This window comes from Pseudomonas reinekei (assembly GCF_001945365.1).
GTDB classification, from domain to species: domain Bacteria; phylum Pseudomonadota; class Gammaproteobacteria; order Pseudomonadales; family Pseudomonadaceae; genus Aquipseudomonas; species Aquipseudomonas reinekei.
Window position 1 is genome coordinate 562,731 of the sequence record NZ_MSTQ01000001.1, and the last position, 22,616, is coordinate 585,346.

General features: G+C 59.4%; 18 protein-coding genes and 1 pseudogene. 10 read left to right on the forward strand and 9 right to left on the reverse strand.

Annotated features, from left to right (window positions below; translation table 11 throughout):
• From BVK86_RS02545 to BVK86_RS02555, 3 genes are read right to left on the reverse strand one after another with little or no spacing between them, the layout of a single operon-like run.
• On the reverse strand, nt 1-1,104 hold the full coding sequence (locus BVK86_RS02545; RefSeq protein WP_075944913.1) for an extracellular solute-binding protein: 1,104 nt from the start codon (nt 1,102-1,104) through the stop codon (nt 1-3).
• Nucleotide 1,105: 1 nt separating this feature from the next.
• Complete coding sequence (aguB, locus tag BVK86_RS02550) at nt 1,106-2,014, reverse strand: N-carbamoylputrescine amidase (protein WP_075944914.1); 909 nt, start codon at nt 2,012-2,014, stop codon at nt 1,106-1,108.
• Nucleotides 2,015-2,018: 4 nt separating this feature from the next.
• Nucleotides 2,019-3,071: an agmatine deiminase family protein gene (locus BVK86_RS02555; RefSeq protein WP_075944915.1), complete on the reverse strand. Its 1,053-nt coding sequence runs from the start codon at nt 3,069-3,071 to the stop codon at nt 2,019-2,021.
• Between the two features lie 147 nt (nt 3,072-3,218).
• Between BVK86_RS02555 and BVK86_RS02560 the strand changes: the two genes are divergently transcribed.
• Nucleotides 3,219-4,091: a LysR substrate-binding domain-containing protein gene (locus tag BVK86_RS02560; protein ID WP_075944916.1), complete on the forward strand. Its 873-nt coding sequence runs from the start codon at nt 3,219-3,221 to the stop codon at nt 4,089-4,091.
• A gap of 44 nt (nt 4,092-4,135) precedes the next feature.
• Here BVK86_RS02560 and BVK86_RS02565 read toward each other — a convergent pair whose 3' ends face one another.
• Entirely contained in the window at nt 4,136-4,996 is an 861-nt protein-coding gene (locus tag BVK86_RS02565) for a hypothetical protein (RefSeq protein ID WP_075944917.1), read from the reverse strand.
• Between the two features lie 388 nt (nt 4,997-5,384).
• On the opposite strand from BVK86_RS02565, the gene BVK86_RS02570 reads away from it, so the two are divergent.
• The 7 genes from BVK86_RS02570 (at nt 5,385) to katG (ending at nt 16,276) form a co-directional block, all read left to right on the forward strand.
• Nucleotides 5,385-5,876: an HIT family protein gene (locus BVK86_RS02570; protein WP_075944918.1), complete on the forward strand. Its 492-nt coding sequence runs from the start codon at nt 5,385-5,387 to the stop codon at nt 5,874-5,876.
• 280 nt (nt 5,877-6,156) lie between these two features.
• Nucleotides 6,157-10,260 carry a bifunctional nitrate reductase/sulfite reductase flavoprotein subunit alpha gene (locus tag BVK86_RS02575; RefSeq protein WP_075944919.1) on the forward strand — a complete coding sequence of 1,368 codons (4,104 nt, stop codon included), beginning with the start codon at nt 6,157-6,159 and terminating at the stop codon, nt 10,258-10,260.
• A 184-nt stretch (nt 10,261-10,444) separates the two neighbouring features.
• Nucleotides 10,445-11,296, forward strand: a complete 852-nt coding sequence (locus BVK86_RS02580; protein WP_075944920.1) for a putative selenate ABC transporter substrate-binding protein — start codon at nt 10,445-10,447, stop codon at nt 11,294-11,296.
• Nucleotides 11,293-12,090, forward strand: a complete 798-nt coding sequence (locus BVK86_RS02585) for a phosphonate ABC transporter ATP-binding protein (protein WP_075944921.1) — start codon at nt 11,293-11,295, stop codon at nt 12,088-12,090. The genes BVK86_RS02580 and BVK86_RS02585 overlap by 4 nt, the downstream gene beginning before the upstream one ends.
• Nucleotides 12,084-12,911: a PhnE/PtxC family ABC transporter permease gene (locus BVK86_RS02590; RefSeq protein WP_075944922.1), complete on the forward strand. Its 828-nt coding sequence runs from the start codon at nt 12,084-12,086 to the stop codon at nt 12,909-12,911. Before BVK86_RS02585 ends, BVK86_RS02590 begins: the two co-directional genes overlap by 7 nt.
• Nucleotides 12,908-13,675: a phosphonate ABC transporter, permease protein PhnE gene (phnE, locus tag BVK86_RS02595; RefSeq protein WP_075944923.1), complete on the forward strand. Its 768-nt coding sequence runs from the start codon at nt 12,908-12,910 to the stop codon at nt 13,673-13,675. Before BVK86_RS02590 ends, phnE begins: the two co-directional genes overlap by 4 nt.
• A 342-nt stretch (nt 13,676-14,017) precedes the next feature.
• Nucleotides 14,018-16,276: a catalase/peroxidase HPI gene (katG, locus tag BVK86_RS02600; RefSeq protein ID WP_075944924.1), complete on the forward strand. Its 2,259-nt coding sequence runs from the start codon at nt 14,018-14,020 to the stop codon at nt 16,274-16,276.
• Between the two features lie 69 nt (nt 16,277-16,345).
• Here katG and BVK86_RS02605 read toward each other — a convergent pair whose 3' ends face one another.
• A complete protein-coding gene (locus BVK86_RS02605) occupies nt 16,346-16,705 on the reverse strand; it encodes a DUF6124 family protein (RefSeq protein ID WP_075944925.1) in 360 nt (119 codons plus the stop codon).
• A 592-nt stretch (nt 16,706-17,297) separates the two neighbouring features.
• Here BVK86_RS02605 and BVK86_RS02610 point away from each other — a divergent pair.
• Complete coding sequence (locus BVK86_RS02610) at nt 17,298-18,281, forward strand: LysR family transcriptional regulator (protein WP_075944926.1); 984 nt, start codon at nt 17,298-17,300, stop codon at nt 18,279-18,281.
• Between the two features lie 214 nt (nt 18,282-18,495).
• Here BVK86_RS02610 and BVK86_RS02615 read toward each other — a convergent pair whose 3' ends face one another.
• On the reverse strand, nt 18,496-20,286 hold the full coding sequence (locus BVK86_RS02615; RefSeq protein WP_083659289.1) for an amidohydrolase: 1,791 nt from the start codon (nt 20,284-20,286) through the stop codon (nt 18,496-18,498).
• A gap of 120 nt (nt 20,287-20,406) precedes the next feature.
• Nucleotides 20,407-20,541: pseudogene (locus BVK86_RS29175) on the reverse strand (transposase domain-containing protein); the annotation flags it as partial.
• 14 nt (nt 20,542-20,555) lie between these two features.
• Between BVK86_RS29175 and BVK86_RS29740 the strand changes: the two are divergent.
• A complete protein-coding gene (locus BVK86_RS29740; RefSeq protein WP_162279034.1) occupies nt 20,556-20,900 on the forward strand; it encodes a hypothetical protein in 345 nt (114 codons plus the stop codon).
• Here BVK86_RS29740 and BVK86_RS02620 read toward each other — a convergent pair.
• Nucleotides 20,864-21,346 carry an HIT family protein gene (locus BVK86_RS02620; protein WP_075944927.1) on the reverse strand — a complete coding sequence of 161 codons (483 nt, stop codon included), beginning with the start codon at nt 21,344-21,346 and terminating at the stop codon, nt 20,864-20,866. The genes BVK86_RS29740 and BVK86_RS02620 overlap by 37 nt on opposite strands.
• Before the next feature lie 680 nt (nt 21,347-22,026).
• Nucleotides 22,027-22,488: a Rid family hydrolase gene (locus tag BVK86_RS02625; RefSeq protein ID WP_075944928.1), complete on the reverse strand. Its 462-nt coding sequence runs from the start codon at nt 22,486-22,488 to the stop codon at nt 22,027-22,029.
• Between the last annotated feature and the right edge of the window lie 128 nt (nt 22,489-22,616).

Genomic DNA, 22,616 nt, shown 5'->3' on the forward strand with positions numbered 1-22,616 from the left:
TCATTGGCTTGTGGCCGTCTTGAACTTGGTCCAGGTGCGCATGCGGGCGCGCATGTCAGCCTGGGGAATGTCCTTGCCCGGGATCAATCGAGCAAAGGTGGCTTCGTCGATGTAGATGTCCGGGTTATCGCGCATCGCGGCATCGACATCGGCCCGCGCCTTGGCGTTGGAAGTCGGATAACCGGTGAAATTACTGATGGCGGCCATGTTCTGCGCACGCATGACAAAGTTGATGAACGCGTAGGCGTATTCCGGGTGCCTGGCATCGACCGGGATTGCCATGGTGTCCATCCACACCGTGGTGCCTTCACGGGGGATGCGGTACTGGAACGTGGTTTTCTTGCCAGCGGAATCCGCCGTGCGTTGCGCCTGCGTCATGTCACCGCTGTAGCCGAGGGACAGGCACAGGTTGCCATTGACCAGATCCGTCACCGGTTGCGACTGGAATTTGCGAATGTACGGTCGCAACTTCATCAGCAGTTCGCTCGCTGCCTTCAGGTCTTCAGGCTTGGCGCTGCGCGGCTCACGACCGAGGTAGTTGAGCACCACCGCCAGCACTTCGTCCGGCGAGTCGATCATCGAGATGCCGCAATCGGCGAACTTCGCCGCCAGTTCCGGTTTGAACAGCATGTCGAGGCTGTTGACCGGAGCATCCGGCACGCGTCGCCTGACCTGCTCGGCGTTATAGGTCAGGCCGATGGTGCCCCAGGTGTACGGGACGGTGGCCTGGCTGGAATGTTCGTATTGCTTGCGTAATTTTTGCAGGCCGGGATCGATATCGGCCAGCTCGGTGAGTTTCGAACGGTCCAGCGGCATCAGACTGCCGGCACGCACCAGCCGCTCGGCCACGGTGTCGCCGGGGAAGATCAAATCGTAGCCGCTGCCGCCCGCGAGCATCTTGGCTTCCAGGGTTTCGCTGCCATCCATCACGTCGTAGATCACCTTGATCCCGGTTTCGGCAGTGAACCGGCTCAGGGTGTCGTCAGCAAAATAGTCGGCCCAGTTGTACAGCCGCAGGGTTTTCTCCTCGGCGTGCAGCGATGGCAGAACGCAGCACAATGAAAAACCCAAAGCGGTGAGCAAGCGTTTGTGAGAAACCTGCATATCAAACTCCTTCGGTGTTCCAGCGAGCGTTGAGATGGCGACCGTCCTGACTCAACAGCGCCCCGTACATTTCCGGACGGCGGTCGCGGTAGATGCCCCAGCTCAGGCGCTCTTCGTGCATGAGCGCCAGGTCGAGGCTGTGCACCAGCACGCCGGTGCTGTCGCGGTCGGCTTCGGCGAGCAATTTGCCCTTGTGATTGCAGATAAAGGACGAGCCGTAAAAGCTCATCTGCAAGGCAGGCTCGGTGGTCGCGGCTTCCCGGCCAACGCGGTTGGACGCCACCACCGGCAGGATGTTGGCCGCCGCGTGGCCGCGCATGGTCATTTGCCAGTGGTCGCGGGAATCGAGGCTCGCGCAGCCCGGTTCAGAGCCGATTGCCGTCGGATACAGCAGGACTTGCGCGCCCATCAGCGCCAGGCAACGCGCCGTCTCGGGGAACCACTGGTCCCAGCAGATCGCGGCACCGATACGCCCGAACGCGGTGTCCCAGACGCGGAAACCAGTGTCGCCGGGGCTGAAATATTCCTTCTCCTGATAGCCGATGGCATTGGGGATATGGGTTTTGCGGTACACGCCAAGCAACTGCCCGTCGGCATCGGCCACGCTCAAGGAATTGAAGAACGCATTGCCGGCCTTCTCGAACCAGCTCAGCGGCAGCACCACGCCCAATTCCTTAGCCAGCGCAGCGAAACGCTTGAGGACCAGGCTGTCGCGAAACTCCTCGGCCAGGGCCAGGTGGTTATGGTTTTGCTCGATGCAGAAATAAGGCGTGGCAAACAGCTCTTGCAGCAGGATGACCTGGGCACCTTTGGCCGCGGCCTCGCGAACCAGTTGTTCGGCTTGATCGAGGTTGTTTTTAAGGTCCCAACTGCAGGGCATCTGGGTGGTGGCGATGGTCAGGAGCGTCATTGCATCAGCCCTCCACCGGCCAGGCAGGCTGTTGCTGGGTGATGCAGTGCACACCGCCACCGCCATGGGCCAGATGATTGATTCGCACCGGCACGATCTCGCGTCCGGGGAAAGCCTGGGCGAGCGTTTCGGCGGCGACGCGGTCGGCATCAATGCCGTAGGCCGGCATGATGATTGCGCCGTTGGCGATGTAGAAATTGGTGTACGAGGCGCAGAACACTTCGGTCTCGGTGTCCACGGCGTCACTGGCTTCATACAGTTCAATCAGTTCGAATTTGCGTCCTTGCGCATCTGTCGCCAGTTCCAGGGCACGGCGGTTTTCACGGGCGACTTCGGCGTACACCGATTGAGTGTCGTGAGTCGCGTCGAGCAGCAGCACGCCGGGACGGGCAAATGCGCATACGCCATCGACATGGCCATCGGTCATGTCGCCGGTGACATGGTCCGGATCGCCCGGTAGCCAGATGGTTTTCTTCACGCCGAGCCGCCGCGCAAAGATTTCCTCCATCTCGGCCTTGCTCATTCCGGGATTGCGATTACGGTTGAGCAACACCGATTCGGTGGTGATCAGCGTGCCTTCGCCGTCGACATGAATCGCCCCGCCTTCGTTGCTCAGCGGTGAGCCAAAGCACGGCAGGCCGAGGTGATTGAGTGCGCGACGGGCCAGCCCCTCGTCCAGCTCATGGGCCGACTTGCCGCCCCACGCATTGAAACGCCAGCTCACCCCCGCCAGACCTTGCTGCGGATGGCAGACAAAGGTCGGGCCGGAGTCGCGGCACCAACTGTCGTTCACCGCCAACTCGATCAGTTCGATGTTCGACCCGCACAACGCCCTGGCGCTGATCACGGCAGACGGGTCAACGACCATTTTCACCGGTTCGAAACGGGCAATGGCGTTGGCCACGCGGGCGAAGTCTTCCTGCACCAACGGTAGCGTGACGCCCCAGCCAGATTCCCACAACGCCTGGTTGTGCGGCCAGACCATCCAGGTCGCCGTGTGCCGGGCCCACTCCGCGGGCATCATCCATTCGCTGTTTTTAGAGTTGTTGTGCTGCATGATGCTCTCCAGGTTAATCAGCCATATAGTTAAGCCATTGTGTTCAATGACAGCTGCTTCGGCGGTCTTGGCATGCATGCTACGGCTGTAAAAACAGGCAAACAAACGATGGATTTTGTAGAAAACTGATTAGAGGAACTTATCGATATGCTTAAACACTGGCCGCCACTGAGTACGCTTAGAGGCTTCGAAGCTGCTGCCCGGCTGGGGAGTTTTCACAAGGCTGCCGAAGAGTTGCACCTCACGCAGTCGGCCATCAGCCAACAGATCCGCAGCCTTGAGGCGTACCTTGAGCAACCGCTGTTTTTTCGCAGTGGGCGCAGTGTCAGCCTGACCGATGCCGGTCACGACCTGCTCAGCACCACCCAGGCGCTGTTGCAGCAACTGGCGGTGGGCATTCGACGGCTGGGGCAGTATCAAAAGCCCAATCAATTGGTGCTCAACACCACCCCGGCCTTTGCCCGGCACTGGTTGCTGCCACGCCTGGCGGATTTTCGTCGCCACCATCCGGACGTCGACCTGTGGATTTTCAGCACCGATGAAGTGCCGGACATGACAACCCAGACCATCGACATCGCCGTGCGCGATGACATCAGTTCCCAGGCCGAATGCAGTTTCAAGGTGCTGCACGCCGACCGCCTCTACCCGGCCTGCCACCCGAGCCTGCTGGCACAGCCACAGGAACAGCGCACGACGCTGCACGGCGAACGGGAGATGGATTGGAGCCACTGGGCGGTCGAGGCCGGGATCGATGTCGGCCAGCAGGATCAGGGTTTGAACTTCTCCGACCCCGGCCTGTTGCTGGACGCTGCCAGCGCAGGCCTGGGCATCGCCCTGGTCAGCCAGTTACTGAGTCGGCAGGCGCGCGCCAATGGCTTGTTGCAACCGTTGGTGGAGCAAACCATTCGCGGGCCGAACTGGGCGATGCTGACCCATCGCGACAGCGAGACCAATGCGCGCAGTTTCACCGAATGGCTGCTGAGCAACCTGGAAAACGACAGCGCGACGATGCCGGGCTGAGGGGCGGGAAACCGGCGCGCCTGATCGGACGCGCCGGAATTGGTTCACTTGGTCGACTGGACGATAGCCTTGAGCTTGTCCAGCGCGTCGCTGGCGTTTTGTTCGTCCGACTCTTTCTTGTCGAACCAACTGGTGCCGTTCTGCAGAATCTCGGCGAGGATCGGGAAATACAGCTGTTTTTTCTTCGCCAGTTCCACCGGATCGGCCGCCGTCGCCTGATCCAGCGCGGTTTGCAGTGTGTTGCGCTGGGACAGCCATTGCGGTGTGGCCTTTTCCTCGGGACTCATGTTGTCCATAAAGTTCAGCGCAGCCTTGGCCCGACCGACCGGGTCGTTGGCGAACGGATCTCTCCAGTTCTTCTTCTGGTCTTCCGGTCCGACGTAGTAGCCGGTGGCGAGTTGAGCCTGCTGACGCATCACCTCCTGCGCGGCCGCTTGCTCGTCCTTGGAGAAGTGCCCGCCTTCGTTGGTGGCGACGGCATACAGCGAACGCCGGTCAAGGTCGCCCATCAACGCATTGCGATCGGCCATGCTGTTGTCATAGGGCTTGCCGCTGTCCTTCATCAGCGCGTACTTCTCATCCATGCGCTTGCGGGCGTCGAGGGCGACGTCAGCGAAGGTTTTGTCCTTGGAACTGGAAATCGCACCGGGCTTGGCCACACCGAGAATCAGCGCATCGGCGTTCATCCCCGCGCGCACCGGAAAGTACGGCGCGTTGCTGGCAATCGAATCGCTGTAGTCGGTGGCCGTGCTGGAGAAGCTCACCGCGTCATCATTTTGTGTTTGATCCGTGGCCGTGTTGCTGTCCGCCACTTTGCCCCGGGCCTCTGACGTCCTGCTGTTGGCGGCAGAGGTGTAGGCAGCGATCAAGGCGCTGGATGACGACGAGGACGAAGTGACGTTCATGGTTCTTCCCTGGATGTGTAGCTCAAATGAGGGCACAGCGGACGGTGTCATTCTATATCGGCACGTTGCGCCGATCTTTATACCTTGGCGTTAAATAATCACACCCTTGTCTGGTGGTCAGCCCCCGGTTTTGTCCATAAATTGCTGCCGCCCGAAACCTGCGCCGCCACCGGCAACACCCACGACCCGTTGCTTGCAAAAAAACGTGTCGCACTTTGTGCTGCCGGATCTAAAATCGGAAGTAGCGGATGCGAGTTCATGTGACGCAGAGTCTTGCTGAAGTGGAAGGTACACGACAACGGCCAAGGGATTGCATTGCCACCTGTTGCTGCTGCTCAATGCGCTCCACGACCTTGCCTTTACCTGCTTCTACAACGGACATTCATCCATGGACATCGCTCCACATTTCATCATCCATGAAACGGCACATTGGATACTCAACCATCACATGTCGTCGAAGCTCCCTGGCTATCTGGTGCTGGGGACGCGCCACAACGCCAGCTCGCTAGGTGACCTTCCCGAAGCGGCGCTCACCGAACTCGGTGGCCTGCTCGGCAAAGTGCAGAGAGTCCTGCAAACGCAATTACAGCCCAAGTGGCTCTACATCAGCCGTTTCGGCCATGATCCGGCGTTCCCCATTCATTTCCATTGCATCCCGGTCTACCCGTGGGTCGAAGAGTTGTTCTGGCAGGATGACCGCTACCGACTGCTGAAGAACTTCGGCGCCGCTGCCAGCGCTCACACATTGACCGATGGCGCGGAGCTGACGCTGTTCGTCTGGCGCGAATTTGGCGAGAGCCCGGAACCACCGAGCATCCAGGGCCCCGGCGTCGAACAGATCATCGAGCGTTTGCGCCTGTCATTCCGCAGTGAAGGCTGACCGCAAGGTTCGCCTTGGGCTGGTGCACCGTTGCGTGCATCGCCATATAAAAGTGCATGCAGCCAGCGTGCTGAACCGCCCCTTCTTCCCTTGAACCCCTGATCCGGCGCGGCCCCAGACATTCTGGCGCGCTGTTTGCTAAGTACCTGCATCGCAGTCAACGCTGATTGCATTTATACGACAAAGGCGCCGTGTAGCCCCCGTTTCATGACGGAGGGCCGCATGGCGCCTTTTGCGTTTGCGCACCGCTCAGGTGCCGGCAGAGATTCGAGGGGCGAGGATGGCAAACAAAACCGTGCGCAGTGTGTGTCCCTATTGTGGCGTGGGCTGCGGCATCGTCATGCAGGTCGAAGACAACCGGGTGGTCAAGGTGACGGGTGATAAGACCCACCCCGCCAACTTCGGCCGGTTGTGCACCAAGGGCACGACATGCGGCAAGGCCATCGCCGAATCCGGCCGCATGGAAAATGCCTACCTGCGCCAGGAACGCAACCGCGACCCGGTGCGCATGGCGATGGATTCGGCCATCAACGAAACGGCGGCTCGCCTGCGCAACATCCTCGACCATCACGGCCCCGATGCACTGTCGTTCTACGTGTCGGGGCAGATGTCGCTCGAGGCCCAGTACCTGATCAACAAACTGGCCAAAGGCTTTGTCCGCACGACCAACATCGAGTCCAATTCGCGCTTGTGCATGGCCAGCGCCAGCAGCGGCTACAAGCTGTCTCTCGGTGCCGACGGGCCTCCGGGCTCCTATGAGGACTTCGATCGTTCCAACCTGTTTTTCGTGATCGGCGCCAACATGGCCGATTGTCATCCGATCCTGTTCCTGCGGATGATGGATCGGGTCAAGGCCGGGGCGAAACTGATCGTGGTCGACCCCCGGCGCAGCGCCACGGCGGACAAGGCTGATCTGTTTTTGCCGATCAAACCGGGCACCGACCTGGCGTTGCTCAATGGCCTGCTGCACCTGCTAGTGAAAAACGGCCACACCGACCCGGCCTTCATCGCCGCCTTCACCGAAGGCTGGGAAGCCATGCCCGGCTTCCTCGAGGATTATCCACCGGCCACCGTCGCCGAAATCACCGGCCTGCCCGAAGCGGACATCCGCCAGGCCGCACAGTGGATCGGCGAAGCCGCCGAGTGGATGAGTTGCTGGACCATGGGCCTCAACCAAAGCACCCACGGCACCTGGAACACCAACGCCCTGTGCAACCTGCACCTGGCCACCGGCGCGATTTGCCGTCCGGGCAGCGGGCCGTTTTCCCTGACCGGCCAACCGAATGCCATGGGCGGCCGCGAGATGGGCTACATGGGACCAGGCCTGCCCGGCCAGCGTTCGCTGCTGGTCGAGGCGGATCGCGCTTTCGTCGAGGATTTGTGGAGCATCCCCCACGACAGCCTGCCGCGCACCGCCGGTGCCGGCACCGTGGCGATGTTCGACCACATGCGTACCGGCCAGATCAAGGCTTGCTGGATCATCTGCACCAACCCGGTGGCGTCCGCGCCCAACCGCCAGACCGTGATCGAAGGTTTGCAGGCCGCCGAACTGGTGATCACCCAGGACGCCTTTCTCGACACCGAGACCAATCGCTACGCCGACATCCTTCTGCCGGGCGCGCTGTGGGCTGAGGCCGAGGGGGTGATGATCAATTCTGAGCGCAACCTCACGCTGATGCAGAAGGCCGTGGACGCGCCCGGTGAAACCCTGCCCGACTGGCAGATCATCGCCAGAGTCGCGTGCGAAATGGGCTTCGCCGAGGCCTTCAGCTACGCCGACGCCAACCAGGTGTTCGAAGAGATCAAACGCGCCTGGAACCCGCAAACCGGTTACGACATTCGCGGCGCCAGTCATGCCCGCCTGCGTGAGCAGCCGCTGCAATGGCCTTGCGCGTCCGCCAGCGCCGACGTGCGCAACCCGGTGCGCTACCGCAATGACGGCGAGAGCCAGGCACTCAAGGTCGAGGCCGACGGTAGCTGCCCCGCCATCGTATTCCCGAGCGCGAACGGCAAAGGCACGTTCTTCCCCCGCCCGCACATGTCGCCGGCGGAAATGCCCGATGAACGCTTTCCCTTCGTGCTCAACACCGGTCGCTTGCAGCATCAGTGGCACACCCTGACCAAGACCGGCAAGGTCGAAACCCTGAACAAACTCAACCCCGGGCCGTTCATCGAGGTTCATCCCGACGACGCCAGCCGCCTGGGCATCAAGGACAAAGACCCGGTCGAAGTGTGTTCGCTGCGGGGGCGTGCGGTATTGCCGGCGGTCGTGACCGAGCGTGTGCGCCAGGGCAACTGTTTTGCGCCTTTTCACTGGAACGATGTGTTTGGCGAGAACCTGGCCATCAACGCCGTGACCAGCGACGCCGTGGACCCGATCTCGCAGCAGCCAGAATTCAAGTTCTGTGCCGTCGCCCTGCAACGGGTCGAACTGATCAACCATCAGTTTCTCGAAACGCCCGCGCCTGCCGCCGCCCCACGCCCCGCTTGCACACACTCGGAGGAACTCGCCATGTCGAGCATCGAGACCTTTGCCGATCTCGCGGGCATTCGCAGCCTGCCCTCCCCGCCACTCAACGATAAGGAACGCACATACCTCGCCGGGTTTATCACGGGCCTGCAATCCACTGCGGGTCGCCAGGCCGTTGGCGTGCCGGTGATGCCACCCAACGCGCCCCTGGCAGCTGAAACCCGATTGTGGCTGGACGGTGTGCTGGGCGGGTTGTTCAGCCGCGTCGAACTGGCCGACAGCCCCGTGTCTTCGAACGCGATGGCGACAGACTGCACGCCCGCGCTGACCCTGCTCTGGGCTTCTCAAACCGGCAATGCCGAAGCGCTGGCCGAGCGTTTTGCCGCGCGCTTGCGCGACGACGGGATTGCCGTGGAGCTGAGCCCGATGGCTGACTTTGCAGCCAGCAAACTGGCGCGCACCCAAAACCTGGCGCTGATCAGCAGCACCTTTGGCGACGGCGATCCCCCTGACAATGGCGAAGGTTTCTGGCACACCCTGAGCACGGCCGAGATGCGCCTGGAATCCCTGCGTTTTGCAGTGCTGGCCTTGGGTGACCCGAACTACGACCAGTTCTGCCAGCACGGCAAGCAACTCGATCAGCGCCTGCATGAACTGGGCGCCACACGCCTGCTTGAACGGGTCGATTGCGACACCGAGTTCGAAGTGCAAGCCGACAACTGGCTCACTCAATTGCACCGAGCCCTTAAGCCTGCGCCGTCGGTGGTAGACGCGCCGACCGGCAATACTGCGCCCGCCCCGGCCGAAGCCCCCGGCAAAACCCGACCGCATGCCTCTCGCCTGCTGACCAACCTTCACCTCAACCGCCAAAGCAGCAACAAGGACACCCGGATGTTTGCCCTGGACCTGGCGGACTCGGGCATCCGTTACGAGGCCGGGGACGCGCTGGGGGTTTATCCGCGCAACTGCCCTGAACTGGTCGACGAATTGCTCTCACTGACGCGGATGAATGCCGACACCTGCGTCCACCTCGACAAGCTCGGTGAAGTGCCCTTGCGCCAGGCGCTGACCGAGCATCTGGAAATCGCCCGCCCCAGCCCCGACACCCTGGCATTCATCGCCGAACGCAGCGCCAACCCGGCACTGAAACAACTGCTGGGCAGCGAGCGCAAGGCGCAGCTGAAGGAATGGCTGTGGGGCCGGCAACTGGCGGACGTGCTGCAAGCGTTTCCGCTTGAGTGCTCGGCCAGCGAATTGCTGGGCACCCTCAAACGCCTGCAACCGCGCCTGTATTCCATCGCGTCCAGTCCCAAGGTGCACCCACAGGAAGTGCATCTCACCGTCGCCGCCGTCCGCTATGGCAAACGCAAAGGCGTGTCTTCGACCTTTCTCGCCGACCGGGCCCAGAACGCTCATGTGCCGGTTTTCGTGCAGCCGTCGAAGCACTTCCGCGCCCCGGCCGATGGTGATGTGCCGATGATCATGATCGGCCCGGGCACCGGCGTGGCGCCTTTTCGCGGGTTCTTGCAGGAGCGTCGGGCCCGGGGTGATCAGGGCCGTAACTGGCTGTTCTTTGGCGAGCAACATGCCGCGAGCGACTTCTACTACCGCGATGAATTGCAGGACATGCAACACGATGGCCTGCTGACCCGGTTGAGCCTGGCGTTTTCTCGCGATCAGGCACAGAAAATCTACGTGCAGGATCGCATCCGCGAACAAGGCGCCGAACTGTGGCGCTGGCTGCAGGAAGGCGCGCAGCTGTACATCTGCGGTGATGCCAGCCACATGGCCAAAGACGTCGACCAGGCCTTGCGGCAGGTCGCGCAATGCCATGGCGGACTTGACGCGCAATCCGCTGCCGATTACTGGCGGCAGATGAGCGAGCAAAAACGCTACTTGCGGGATGTTTACTGACCGTTTGATGACCGGCGTCCGGCGACCTCTTCAGGTCGACGGGGCGCCTGATCAAACACCTCGCCTGCCATGCAGGAGTTCATGCTGACCCTCCGTTTCGGCTACCCTCTCACTGCGCCATGCCTCTCATCGTCCATGCGAGTCGCATCGCCTTATTTTGTAGTGAATGAAACGGAGAACTTTCATGCTCAAGCGTACCCTCGCATTGGCCGTCGGCTTGACCCTGTCCATCAGCACTTTGCTGGCGCAAGCCGCCGACACCCTGAAAGTCAGCGCGATTCCCGACGAAGCCCCCACCGAACTGCTGCGCAAATTCAAACCCCTGGGCGCCTATCTGGAACAACAGTTGGGCATGAAAGTCGAGTTCGTGCCCGTGAGCGACTACCCGGCGGTGGTCGAGGCGCTGGCCACTGACCGAATCGACCTGGCCTGGCTCGGCGGTTTCACCTTCGTGCAGGCTCGACTGAAAACCGGTAATGCCATCCCTCTGGTCCAGCGTGAACAGGATGCCCAGTTCACCAGTAAATTCATCACCGCCGACCCGGCCGTCAAATCCCTTGCCGATCTCAAGGGCAAGACCTTCGCCTTCGGTTCGGTGTCTTCCACGTCCGGCAGCCTGATGCCGCGTTATTTCATGCTCAAGGATGGCATCAAGCCGGAAAACTATTTCAGCCGCGTCGGCTATTCCGGCGCCCATGACGCCACGGTTGCCTGGGTCCAGGCCGGTAAAGTCGATGCCGGCGTGCTCAACGCCAGCGTCTGGGAAAAACTGGTGGCCGCCGGCAAGGTCGACACCAACAAGGTCAAAGTATTTGCCACCACCCCGGCCTACTTCGATTACAACTGGACCGTGCGAGGCACGCTCGACCCGGCGCTGGCCGCAAAAATCAAGGCGGCGTTCCTGGCCCTCGATCCGGCCAAACCGGCGGACAAGGAAATCCTCGATCTGCAGGCTGCCAGCCGCTTCATCGAAACCAACCCTGACAACTACAAGGGCATCGAGGAAGCCGCGCGCGCTGCCGACCTGCTCAAATGACCTTGCAGCTGAACCGGGTCAACCTGACCCATGCCAATGGGGTCCACGCGCTGCATGGCGTGGACCTGCACATCGGTGCGAACGAACAGGTCGCCATCATCGGTCCTTCCGGCGCGGGTAAATCCAGCCTGCTCAATCTGCTGGGCACTGCCCTGCAACCGAGCAGTGGCGAGGTACAAGTCCTCGGGGAACGGGCGTGGCAGCTGTCTGCCCGCCAGCGCCAGCGGTTGCGTGCGCGCATCGGCCTGGTGCACCAGTCGCCGCCGCTGCCACCGCGTCAGCGGGTGGTCACGGCGGTGCTGGCCGGCAAGATTGGCCAGTGGGGGTTGGGCAAAAGCCTGATGAACCTGCTGCATCCGCTGGATATTGCCGGCGCACGCGCGGCGCTGGCCCGGCTGGACTTGAGCGACAAGCTGTTCACCCAGTGCCAGCAACTGTCCGGAGGCCAGCTACAGCGCGTGGGCATTGCCCGCGTGCTGTATCAGGCGCCCGAGGTATTGTTGGCCGATGAACCGGTGTCAGCGATGGACCCGGTACTGGCCGAACACACCCTTTCAGTGCTGTGCCGTCATGCCCGCGAACACAACGTCACGCTGGTCGCCAGCCTGCATGCGGTAGAACTGGCGCTGTCGCATTTTTCACGCATCATCGGCTTGCGAGACGGGCAGATCCTGTTCGATCTGCCGGCCAGCGAAGTCGACCGCGAACGGCTCGACAGGCTCTACGCCAACGAACAGTTGCTTTCCCCACCGGTGCCGCCGGCCCCTCTGGTTGTGCAGATTCCCCGATGCTGAAGCGCGATACCCGAGACCCGGCCACCCGCCCCCGCCTATTGCTGACACTGTTGGCCATTGCCTTGCTGTGGCCTGGCATTCGCTTCAGTGAGCTGGACTTGAGCGTGCTGGTAGCCAGCGACAGTCAGAGCGAAATGGGCCGTTTTGTCGCTGCGTTCTGGCCACCGGCCCATGGCGAAGACTTCCTGCCGTTGCTCCTGCAAGCCACCCTGCAAACCCTGGCCATCGCCACGGCGGGCATGGCCCTGGCGCTGTTACTGGCGGTGCCCGCCAGCCTGTTGGCCAGTCGCGCATTGTCGCTGTCGGCGGCGTCGCGCTCCGGGCGTCCTGACTATGGGGGGCAATGGCTGCGCTGGCCGGTGCGCGGTCTGCTGATCTTCCTGCGCAGCGTGCCGGAGATCGTCTGGGCGTTGCTGTTCGTGCGCGCCGTCGGCCTCGGCCCCACGGCCGGGGTTCTGGCCATCGCCATTACCTACAGCGGCATGCTGGGCAAGGTCTACGCGGAAATCTATGAATCGGTGGACCAGCGTCCGGCCCACGCCCTGCTGCAAGCCGGCAGCGGCCGCCTCGCGGCCTTCGCTTACGGGATCCTGCCCAATGTTGCGGCGGAGCTGGTCTCGTACACGGTGTACCGCTGGGAATGCGCGATCCGCGCCTCGGTGGTGATGGGGTTTGTCGGTGCCGGTGGCCTCGGCCAGCAAATGGACCTGTCGCTGCGCATGTTCGCCGGGGGTGAAGTGGCCAGTCTGCTGCTGACGTTCCTGATGCTGGTGTTGTTCGCCGATCAACTCAGCCGCCTGCTGCGCTGGAGGCTGGCATGAATCGCCTGATCAACCTGACGCTGCTGCTCGGCATCGGCGCGGCGGTCATCGCCTCTTTCATCTATTTGGGCATCGACCTGGGCGAGTTGGGTGCCACCGGCAATCTCGAGCGCATGGCGGCGTATGCCCAGCGCTTCCTTAGCCCCGACCTGAGCACCGCTCACCTGCAGGCCATTGTCCACGGCGCACTGGAAACCATCGCCATGTCGGCCCTGGGCACGTTGCTCGCGGCGGTGTTTGGCCTGATGTTGGCGTTGCCGGCGGCGGGACGCTTCGGCTGGCCGCTGCAGAGCGCCTCACGCCTGGTGCTCAATGCCCTGCGCGCGGTGCCGGAGCTGGTGTGGGCCGCGCTGATGGTGCTGGCCGCCGGGCTCGGCCCCAATGCCGGCACGCTGGCGTTGGCCCTGCACACCACCGGCGTCCTCGGCCGGTTGTTTGCCGAAGCGCTGGAAAACACCCCGCCGCAACCGGCCGAAGCGATTCGCCTGCAAGGCGGCAACGCCGTGTGGGCGTTCTGTTACGGCACGCTGCCCAACCTGTGGCCGCAACTGGTGGCCTACATCCTGTACCGCTGGGAGAACAACATCCGCATGGCCAGTGTGCTCGGTTTCGTCGGTGCCGGCGGTCTGGGACAGATGCTGTACGTCAGCCTCAGCCTGTTTCAGGAGGCTCAAGCCAGCACGGTCATCCTGGCCATGCTATTACTGGTATTCGCTGTCGATACGTTGAGCAGCTGGAGCCGTCAACACTGGGTCAAGGCCTGACGGCTTTGCACAACAGCTCGCCCCTGAAAGATTTCACCTATCAGCGACCAATACTGTGGCTATTAGCTGACTTCCCAAGGGGCGACTAGCATTATCTAACGCCGGCGCCATCTGGCCGGCCAAGACCTGATAACGAGATAAGAACGAGTCAGCAACTGACTGGGCGTACCGTGGGTCATCCTGTCGGCAAGCGCGTTGCCTGTGTTCAGAATGCCCCCATGGCCACAACGATCAAAGGATCGAAATGCAGGGCCAGAAGCCTGAGTCATTGATTTCAATCACCGCTGTCCGTCCATCAACCGGGGCGGATAGCTGAATGACACGACCGAGGGTAGCTCACACATGGCAACTGAATCGAAATGCCCGTTTCATCAGGCCGCTGGCGGTGGCACAACCAACCGTGACTGGTGGCCTAACCAACTGAATCTGAAAATCCTGCACCAGCACTCGTCCCTGTCCGACCCCATGGACGAGGGCTTTGACTATGCCGAGGCGTTCAAGGCGCTGGACTTTGCAGCCGTCAAGCGCGACCTGACGGCGCTGATGACCGACTCGCAGGACTGGTGGCCCGCCGACTTCGGCCACTACGGCCCGCTTTTCGTGCGCATGGCCTGGCACGCCGCGGGTACCTATCGCACCGGTGACGGGCGTGGCGGCGCCGGTTCCGGGCAGCAACGCTTTGCCCCGCTCAACAGCTGGCCTGACAACGTCAGCCTCGACAAGGCGCGCCGACTGCTCTGGCCGATCAAGCAAAAATACGGCCGCAACATTTCCTGGGCCGACCTGATCGTGCTCACCGGCAACGTCGCGCTGGAGTCCATGGGCTTCAAGACCTTCGGCTTCTCCGGTGGCCGTCCGGATGTCTGGGAACCGGACGAAGACGTCTACTGGGGTTCGGAAAGCAAATGGCTGGCCGGTGACTCCCGCTACGGCAAAAACGATGAACCCATGCAGAAACCCGGTGAAGGCCCGCTCGTGGCCGAGCCAGGGGAAAACGAAGACAGCCGTGTCGAGCCTGGCCGCAATCTGGAAAACCCCCTGGCCGCCGTGCAAATGGGCCTGATCTATGTGAATCCGGAAGGCCCCGAAGCCAATCCGGACCCGGTCGCCGCCGGCCTGGACATTCGCGAAACCTTCGGCCGCATGGCGATGAACGACGAAGAAACCGTGGCGCTGATTGCCGGTGGCCATGCCTTCGGTAAAACCCACGGCGCAGGGCCTGCGGACAATGTCGGGCCGGAACCCGAAGCGGCCGGCCTCGAGGAACAGGGCCTTGGCTGGCGCAACACATTCGGCACCGGCAAAGGTGCCGATACCATCACCAGCGGCCTGGAAGTGACCTGGACCACGACCCCGACCCAATGGAGCAATAACTTCCTGGAGAACGTATTCGGTTTCGAATGGGAACTGACCAAGAGCCCGGCGGGCGCCCACCAGTGGAAGCCAAAAAATGGTGCCGGTGCAGGCATCATCCCGGATGCCCACGACCCGTCAAAACGTCGTGATCCGACAATGTTGACCACCGACCTGGCGCTGCGCTTCGACCCGATCTACGAGCCGATTTCGCGACGTTTCCTGGAGAATCCGGATCAACTGGCAGACGCCTTTGCCCGCGCCTGGTACAAACTGATCCACCGCGACATGGGGCCATTGTCGCGCTATCTCGGTCCGGAAATGCCCAACGAGGTGTTGCTGTGGCAAGACCCCATCCCTGAGGTCGATCATGAGCTGATCAATGACAGTGATGTGGCGGCGCTCAAAAGCAATCTGCTGGCGTCGGGGCTGACGGTTTCGCAGCTTGTCTCCACAGCGTGGGCGGCGGCTTCGACCTTCCGTGGTTCCGACAAACGCGGCGGTGCCAACGGCGGGCGCCTGCGTCTGGCCCCACAGAACGCCTGGCAGGCCAACCAACCGGAACAACTGGCCAGTGTGCTGGGCAAACTCGAAGGCATCCAGCAGGCGTTCAACACGGGCGGCAAGAAGGTCTCGCTGGCTGACCTGATCGTGCTGGCCGGTTGTGCCGGTGTCGAACAGGCTGCGAAAAACACCGGACACACCGTCACGGTGCCGTTCACGCCAGGGCGAATGGACGCCAGCCAGGAGCAGACCGATGTCGACTCCTTTGGCTTCCTCGAACCCATCGCCGACGGCTTCCGCAACTTCCTCAAGGGCCGCTACACCGTCCCGGCGGAAAAACTGCTGATCGACAAGGCACAGCTGCTGACCCTCACCGCACCAGAAATGACCGCGCTCATTGGCGGCATGCGCGTGCTCAACACCAACGTCGGCAAAACCGCCCACGGCGTCTTCACCAGCCGACCGGAAGCGCTGACCAACGACTTCTTCACCAACCTGCTGGACATGGGCGTGGAATGGAAGCCCGTGTCGGAGGCTAATGAAGAATTCACCGGTCACGACCGCAAGACCGGGCAACAGAAATGGACCGCGACCCGCGTCGACCTGGTCTTTGGTTCCAACTCTCAACTGCGGGCCCTGGCCGAAGTCTATGCCAGTGCCGGCGGACAGGAGAAACTGGTCAAGGACTTCGTGGCCGCGTGGACCAAGGTGATGAACCTGGATCGCTTTGATCTGAAGAAATAGTCAAGCGTCTGTAAACCACCCCGGCATTGAACGTGTCGGGGTGGTTTTTTTTGCAGCGTCGTTACTGGATCACTCTGGCGGATCGATCTGATCCAGCACCCGGTTCGCCGTGATTTCCGCCAGCATCACGCTGTTGGAAATACCCAGCAGCGCGTTGCGCGACCCGCCGTCCAGATGATCCACCAACTGGTGAACCATCACGTCGACCGAGGCCAGCGTTTCGACCAGATACACCATCAGGGTTTCGCTCGTGGCTTCGGGATCGACCGTAAACAGGGTGCTGACCGTGCGCGGCGTCGCTTTGATATCGGCCGTCGACGGAAAATGGAAGTTGAGCGCGCGTTCGGCGGCTTCGTTGAGCTTTTTTGAGTCGGGTTCGTACGGGGATGCTGGATCGGATTCGGGTGGGTTTGGCGTAACTTTGAACATAGTGGATCTCCTAGAGTAATGGAGCTGCCACCATTCGCTGCGAAACGAAAATTAGGTGGCAGCTGTACGCGGGTTCGCAGACCAGGACTCTAGGAACCTGGCAGACCCTGGGGTCTCCCACGCACAGCCGCCATGACATGAGTGACAGACCCGACGAGTCTGCTCACGGACGGTAGACGATGCGCGCCTAGAGATTAGCGGGCTGCGAAACCCGATCACTGATTTGCAGTGACGCGAATCAAGTTACCGAGCAGCTCCTAGACGCACAAGCCGGCGGATTCTGGCGTAACCGTAGGCAACGGCGCAAGGCCACGTAGCTTTCAGGAAGTAAGCGCCCGAACGCTTAAACACATCTACTTAACAACGTTTAAAACAGCAAGGGAACTCGAATTTAGGGCACCAGGTCTGAGGTTCAACAGCCTCCCTAGATCATAGGGGCCGAAAAATGGCTGCTGCGTTCGCAGGTGCACCCTCTGATTCAGTAGATAGTGTAGGCTCGCTGGACATTTCGTTCGGACCAATTTTTCGCCACTCCGGCTTTTCTCCAGCCTTTTCGTATGGTGAATAAACATAATAATTAGAAGGCTTTGGCGTGAAATCTTCATCTAAAAGTGCCTCATCGATTCAAAGCACACATGGCAGCGCCAAGTGGGATTTGAGCGATGCCGTAAACCAACTTTCCTGGGACGATCTACGCATCATCAAAACGCTCAGCGAATGCCGCAATCGTTCCGCTACTGCCAAGAAGCTTGGAATCAATGTATCCACCGTGTCACGCCGAGTGGCTCAGGTTGAGAAAACTCTCGGGGTCGCCCTATTCGATCATCGCAGTTCTGGATACATGCTCACGGCTGAAGGCGCAGAATTGCAGGCACTCGGTGAGCGTGTGGAACTCGATATCGTCAGTGTGACGCGACGTGTATCACGAGCAAGTCAGGGGACACTTGGAAAGCTTCGAATTACGACCAGTGATTCACTGCTGCTGTACTTTCTCACCCCTATCATTGCTGACTTCAAGGCGCTTAATGAAGGGATAGCGATCGAAGTTTTGGTAGGCAATCCGACGTTGAGTCTTGCTCGAGACGAATCGGATATCGCGGTGAGAGCCACCACAAAACCGTCAGAAAGCCTGGTAGGAAGAAAACTTGCAACCATTGCCTGGGCGCCTTACGGCTGCGCCAGAAACAGGTCCTCCGCCCTCCCCTACGCTGAAGATCAAGCGTGGGTTTCTTACTCAGCGGGTTTGTCGAACCTTAAGGCAACGAGCTACGTCGAAAGCAGAGTTGCCGCCAACAATATCTCGTACCGTACTGATTCAGTCGCTGCTGCGAGCGCTGCAATAGCGGCGGGACTCGGCTTTGGGTTTCTTCCCTGCATGCTTGGAGACATAACGCCAGGGTTGGTGCGGGTCGGCCCGGTTGTAGATGAGCTTGATGACGAACTGTGGCTGCTCACTCATCAGGACATTCGGAAATCTCCACGAGTAAAGGCGTTCATGGTTTTTTGCGCCGCTGAAGTTGCCAGGCAGAAGCCCTTGATCGAGGGGTGCAGCGCTCTCCCGGCCGCCTCGGTCTGAACCAGGAGTCTTAGGCTGTTTTACCTTTTGAAAAAAATCGGTAAGCGTCTGCCACACACCTGCTGGCTTTAGAAAGTTCTAGCGCGCCCGAGTATTTTGGGGGATACAAATACCCCGAAAAACAAGGACGCCCAAGAAGTTCAAGCTGTTAAAAAGTCTAAAGCCCGGCCCTTCCGTGTCGGGTGCAGCCAGGAGTCTTGGCACTTATAGCCCGCTATCGTTTAACTGCTTGGTAGACGGTATCGCCCTCTTTGATCGTCTCGAGAACCATGATGTTATTGATAGTTTCAGGGGGAACTTTCGTCGGATCTTTATCCAGGATGACGAAGTCGGCGAGCTTGCCAGGCTGTAAAGTCCCTTTGCTACGTTCTTCGAAATATTGATAAGCCGCAAAGGCTGTAATCGACTTCAAGGCCATATAAGGGCTGATGCGCTGGTCAGGCCCGATTACCTCTTGCGTTCGACTGGTGCGGTTGACTGAGGCAAAGATGATCATCATTGCGCTAGGCGTTGCGACAGGCGCGTCGTGATGTTCAGTGAACAACATTCCACGCTTGATTGCAGAAGCGGCAGGATCCCAGCGAAATGCACGCTCTTTGCCCACGGTCACGTCACGGTGCCAGTCCCCCCAATAGAACATCTGCATGCCGAAGAAAGATGGGATGATGCCTAGCGTTTTCATCATGTCTAACTGATCTTCGCGAACAGCCTGAGCATGGATCATGACCGTGCGACGATCACCTTTGCCAAACTTCTTCTCAGCTTTTTCCACCGCGTCAATGAACGCATCGGACGCTGCATCGCCATTGCAATGGGCTAGCAGTTGCCAGTTATTCTCGAATGCGGTGTTGACAAGCTCTTCTCTGACTTTTTCCTCGGGAATTGCTGGGTAGCCTTTGTAGTCGGCTGGCATACCTGGCGGTGGAATCTTGTACGGTTCTGTCAGCCAAGCAGTGCGCCCTTGAGGAGAACCATCTAGGCTGAGCTTGACCCCGGCGATTCGGAAGTGGTTGTCATAGTCGGTCCCCGCAGAAACCGTTTTCATGAACTCTCCCTCCGCCTGAAGATCAGGATAGGCCGCCACATCAATCTTCATCTTTTTTTGGCTTGCCAGTTTTTGCCAAGTCTCTACCTGCACTTTGCTAGCTCGCCCCTCCTGAGCCGTAGTAAATCCGTATTGTGCGTAGTAATCGGCTCCAGCCAAGGCAATTGTTTCATTCACCGAAGGATCAAACGTTGCCATTAGTTTGAAAATAGGGGCGAAAAACGCCATTTCCTCTAATACGCCGTTAGGCGTTTTGCCGTCGCTTGTACGGCGAATCACGCCACCCGGGGGATTGGGGGTCTCCGCCGAAATACCGGACATTTCCAGGGCTTTATGATTCATCACTGCCAAGTGGGCTGACTGATGAATGATGACAACAGGCAAGTCGGTGGAAACGTGGTCAAGATCATCTGCCGTGGGATGCTCCCCCTCCTCCAATTGAGAATCGTCATAACCAAATCCGATAATCCAGCCAACCTTGTCGATTGCGGCAGCGTTCTTTTGCTGCCAGCTTTTTAACGCTTCTAATACAGCGTGAATGGATTTCCCCCCTCCATCCGGAGGGGGTAAAAGGTTAGCGGAAAGTTTCTGAAAGCCCGTCGTCCAGGCATGACCATGTGCATCAATAAATCCAGGAAGTAGTACCTTACTTTGCAAATCCACGAGACGGCTGTGTTCGCCCTGATCTTTCAGGACATCGATCTTTTTTCCAATAGACAGAATCTTTCCGTCTTTCACGGATATCGCTTCAGCATAGGTTGGACTATCGCCCTCCATGGTCAATATGGATCCGCCGAAATAAACGGTGTCCGCCACTTGAGCAGCAGCCTTGGTGGAGGCAGCGCTGAGGCCGCTGAAGGAAAAGCCCGATACCAGAATGCCAATGGATGCCCATCGTAATGTGATGAGTTTTTTAGAGGATTTTCCCGGATAACTTTTTTTCAATCGGATGCACTTCATTGATCATTCCCTGATGCTGACTAAATCAAGGCCAGGTCGCGATCGACCACACCTGTCCGCTCGAAAGTAAAGACCAAAGTTAAGCGTCCGACCAATTCATCATGCATGACACACCGGACACTACTCGTGCGGCAATAGCCCCCCAACCTCACTCGCTCGCTGCGCAGGCAGACAAGTCAACACATCTTTCAGGCAAGCATGCGGATCTTGCCTATTGTTCTGGGCCGACTGGATCAAACACATGATCGCAGCAGCACATCGATCAGTGGGTGCAACTGCGCCGCGAGTGCACGCATTTGTTCGGGACTCAGCTGGTCGAGGCCGACATTCAGGTTTTAGCCCAAGGCGATTTTGGCGATGGAGGCGCCGGGCTCGGAGCACTGCTGGATGACCTGGGCTTTGAAAGATTTGCTGTAGGTACGCCGCGAGGGTGCATGAAAAATCCGCTTGATGGGCCAGAAATGGGTCAGATCAATTTAGGTGGACACCTGGAGTGCATGCAATCCAGAACCCTCCATCCTACGGAGACGCCTTACTGCGAACTTGAGCAGATGATCTTCGAGCCACGCGGAATGAACTATTTGAACGCCTTACGCAGGTCAGCAATTACCTGACTGACCGAAGGCCCTTTTATAGCGCAAGGATCAGAGCGCTCTCCAAATTCGCGCCAGACGAACAGCGTCAGCTCCGCCCCATCAGTCAGGGCCTGCGCGGTTTCCTTGGACCCTAAGGTATTTAAAAATCTATAGCGGGCATCGTTCCAAAATAGCTCTTCAACCCAGTGGTACACCGGAATGAAATGAAAGTGGATGGAGTAGCCGGGATCATGACCGAACCGGCTGATGTATAGCCATTTCGGGTTCATCTGCAACTGGAGGATTGTCTGAACCGTTGCTAATAGGGTGCCCAATTCCATCAGCGCGTCGCAGGGAAGATCGCCCAACGAATGCACGTGAGCTCTAGACCCAAGTACCAAGTAACCGGGAAGGGCGGATGACATGTGATGGTTAACGATCCAGTGATCGGTTTCATGGATGATAAATTGTGTGGAAATTTCCATGCGTGATGCCTTTGACTCAAAAGCCGCGCGATCCGCGATGAGTCGTTCAATTAGGTGAGGGAGACCGGCCGGTTTCCAGTCAAGTCGTTCAAAGTGCGCCTGCACGTCGACGTCAGGCTGACCACGTAGCCTTGAGGAGAAATCCTACCACCAGGAAAACGCCCCCTGAGAGTGCATTTCAGTGCTATTCAAAACGCATAAATGCATTCCAGAATCAGCTGGATTTCGCATAATTTGGTTTCTAACTCCATTATTATTTCTTGAAGGCACCAGCGCCCCACTCGGCAAAAATTTATAGGTCGTTACGACGCTTTGAGGGTTAATGTGAGGAACATCGGCATTACTCAAGCCGGCCCGTAACTTTCTTCACTTGCACCTGAATACCATTGCCGCTGAGCGGGAGAACATGCTGATCAACACTGAAATGTCGGGCAACTTCGGTGGTTGTATTCGCTAAAGCGAATTACTTCATCAGATAGTCAAGTGTACCGGGCGAAGAAAGATATTCCGGAAATGAGTCAGAGGCCTGGACACCACTCAGCCTGTGCACCAATCGCCGCGGGGAATGCGTGAGCCCATACGTTCATCGTTCCTTTTGCAACGGCCGCAGCTAGCCATCACCCCTTGATCGAGGGGCAGAGAGTTCTCCCGGTTGCGTAGATCGCAACCGGGAGTCTTACTTAGTCGGCACGAGCCCCCATGACTGCCTTGCAGGCGATTTCAATGAGTTGCGAACGTTGAGCCAACCTGGATACGCCAATGATGTTGCTGGCGCATTGGGGATGTTCACTGCCAAAGGCGGCCTTGCGAACATTACCTACAACGGCGAACGCCGCATCCATATCCAATACATACAACGTCTCTTCAACGACGTCATCCAGTGACGCGCCATACAAAGCGAGTAGTTTGGAGATGTTGTCGTAGGCCTTGCTCATCTGCTCTCCCATAGTGGAGAAATCGCTGGGCTTACCTTCGCTATTCAGCGGTGCAGGAGCGACAAGGTTGCCGTCTTCGTCGTGGTTGAATTGGCCGGAGATATAAATATCGTTTCCAACCTGCCTTGCCTGCGGATAGCCATAGTTCTCCTCCCATGGAACACCCCAGTAAGCGGTTTTCTTGCTGATCGGACGTGAAGCTGCCATTGCATTCTCCTTGTACGTACAGAACGAACCGCGCGAATAGCGGTGTTCGAAGTTATTGAGCGGAAAATGCTAGCACCGTAAAAACACCCTACAGGGTGCATTTTTGCGCTACTCGAAGCACATAAATG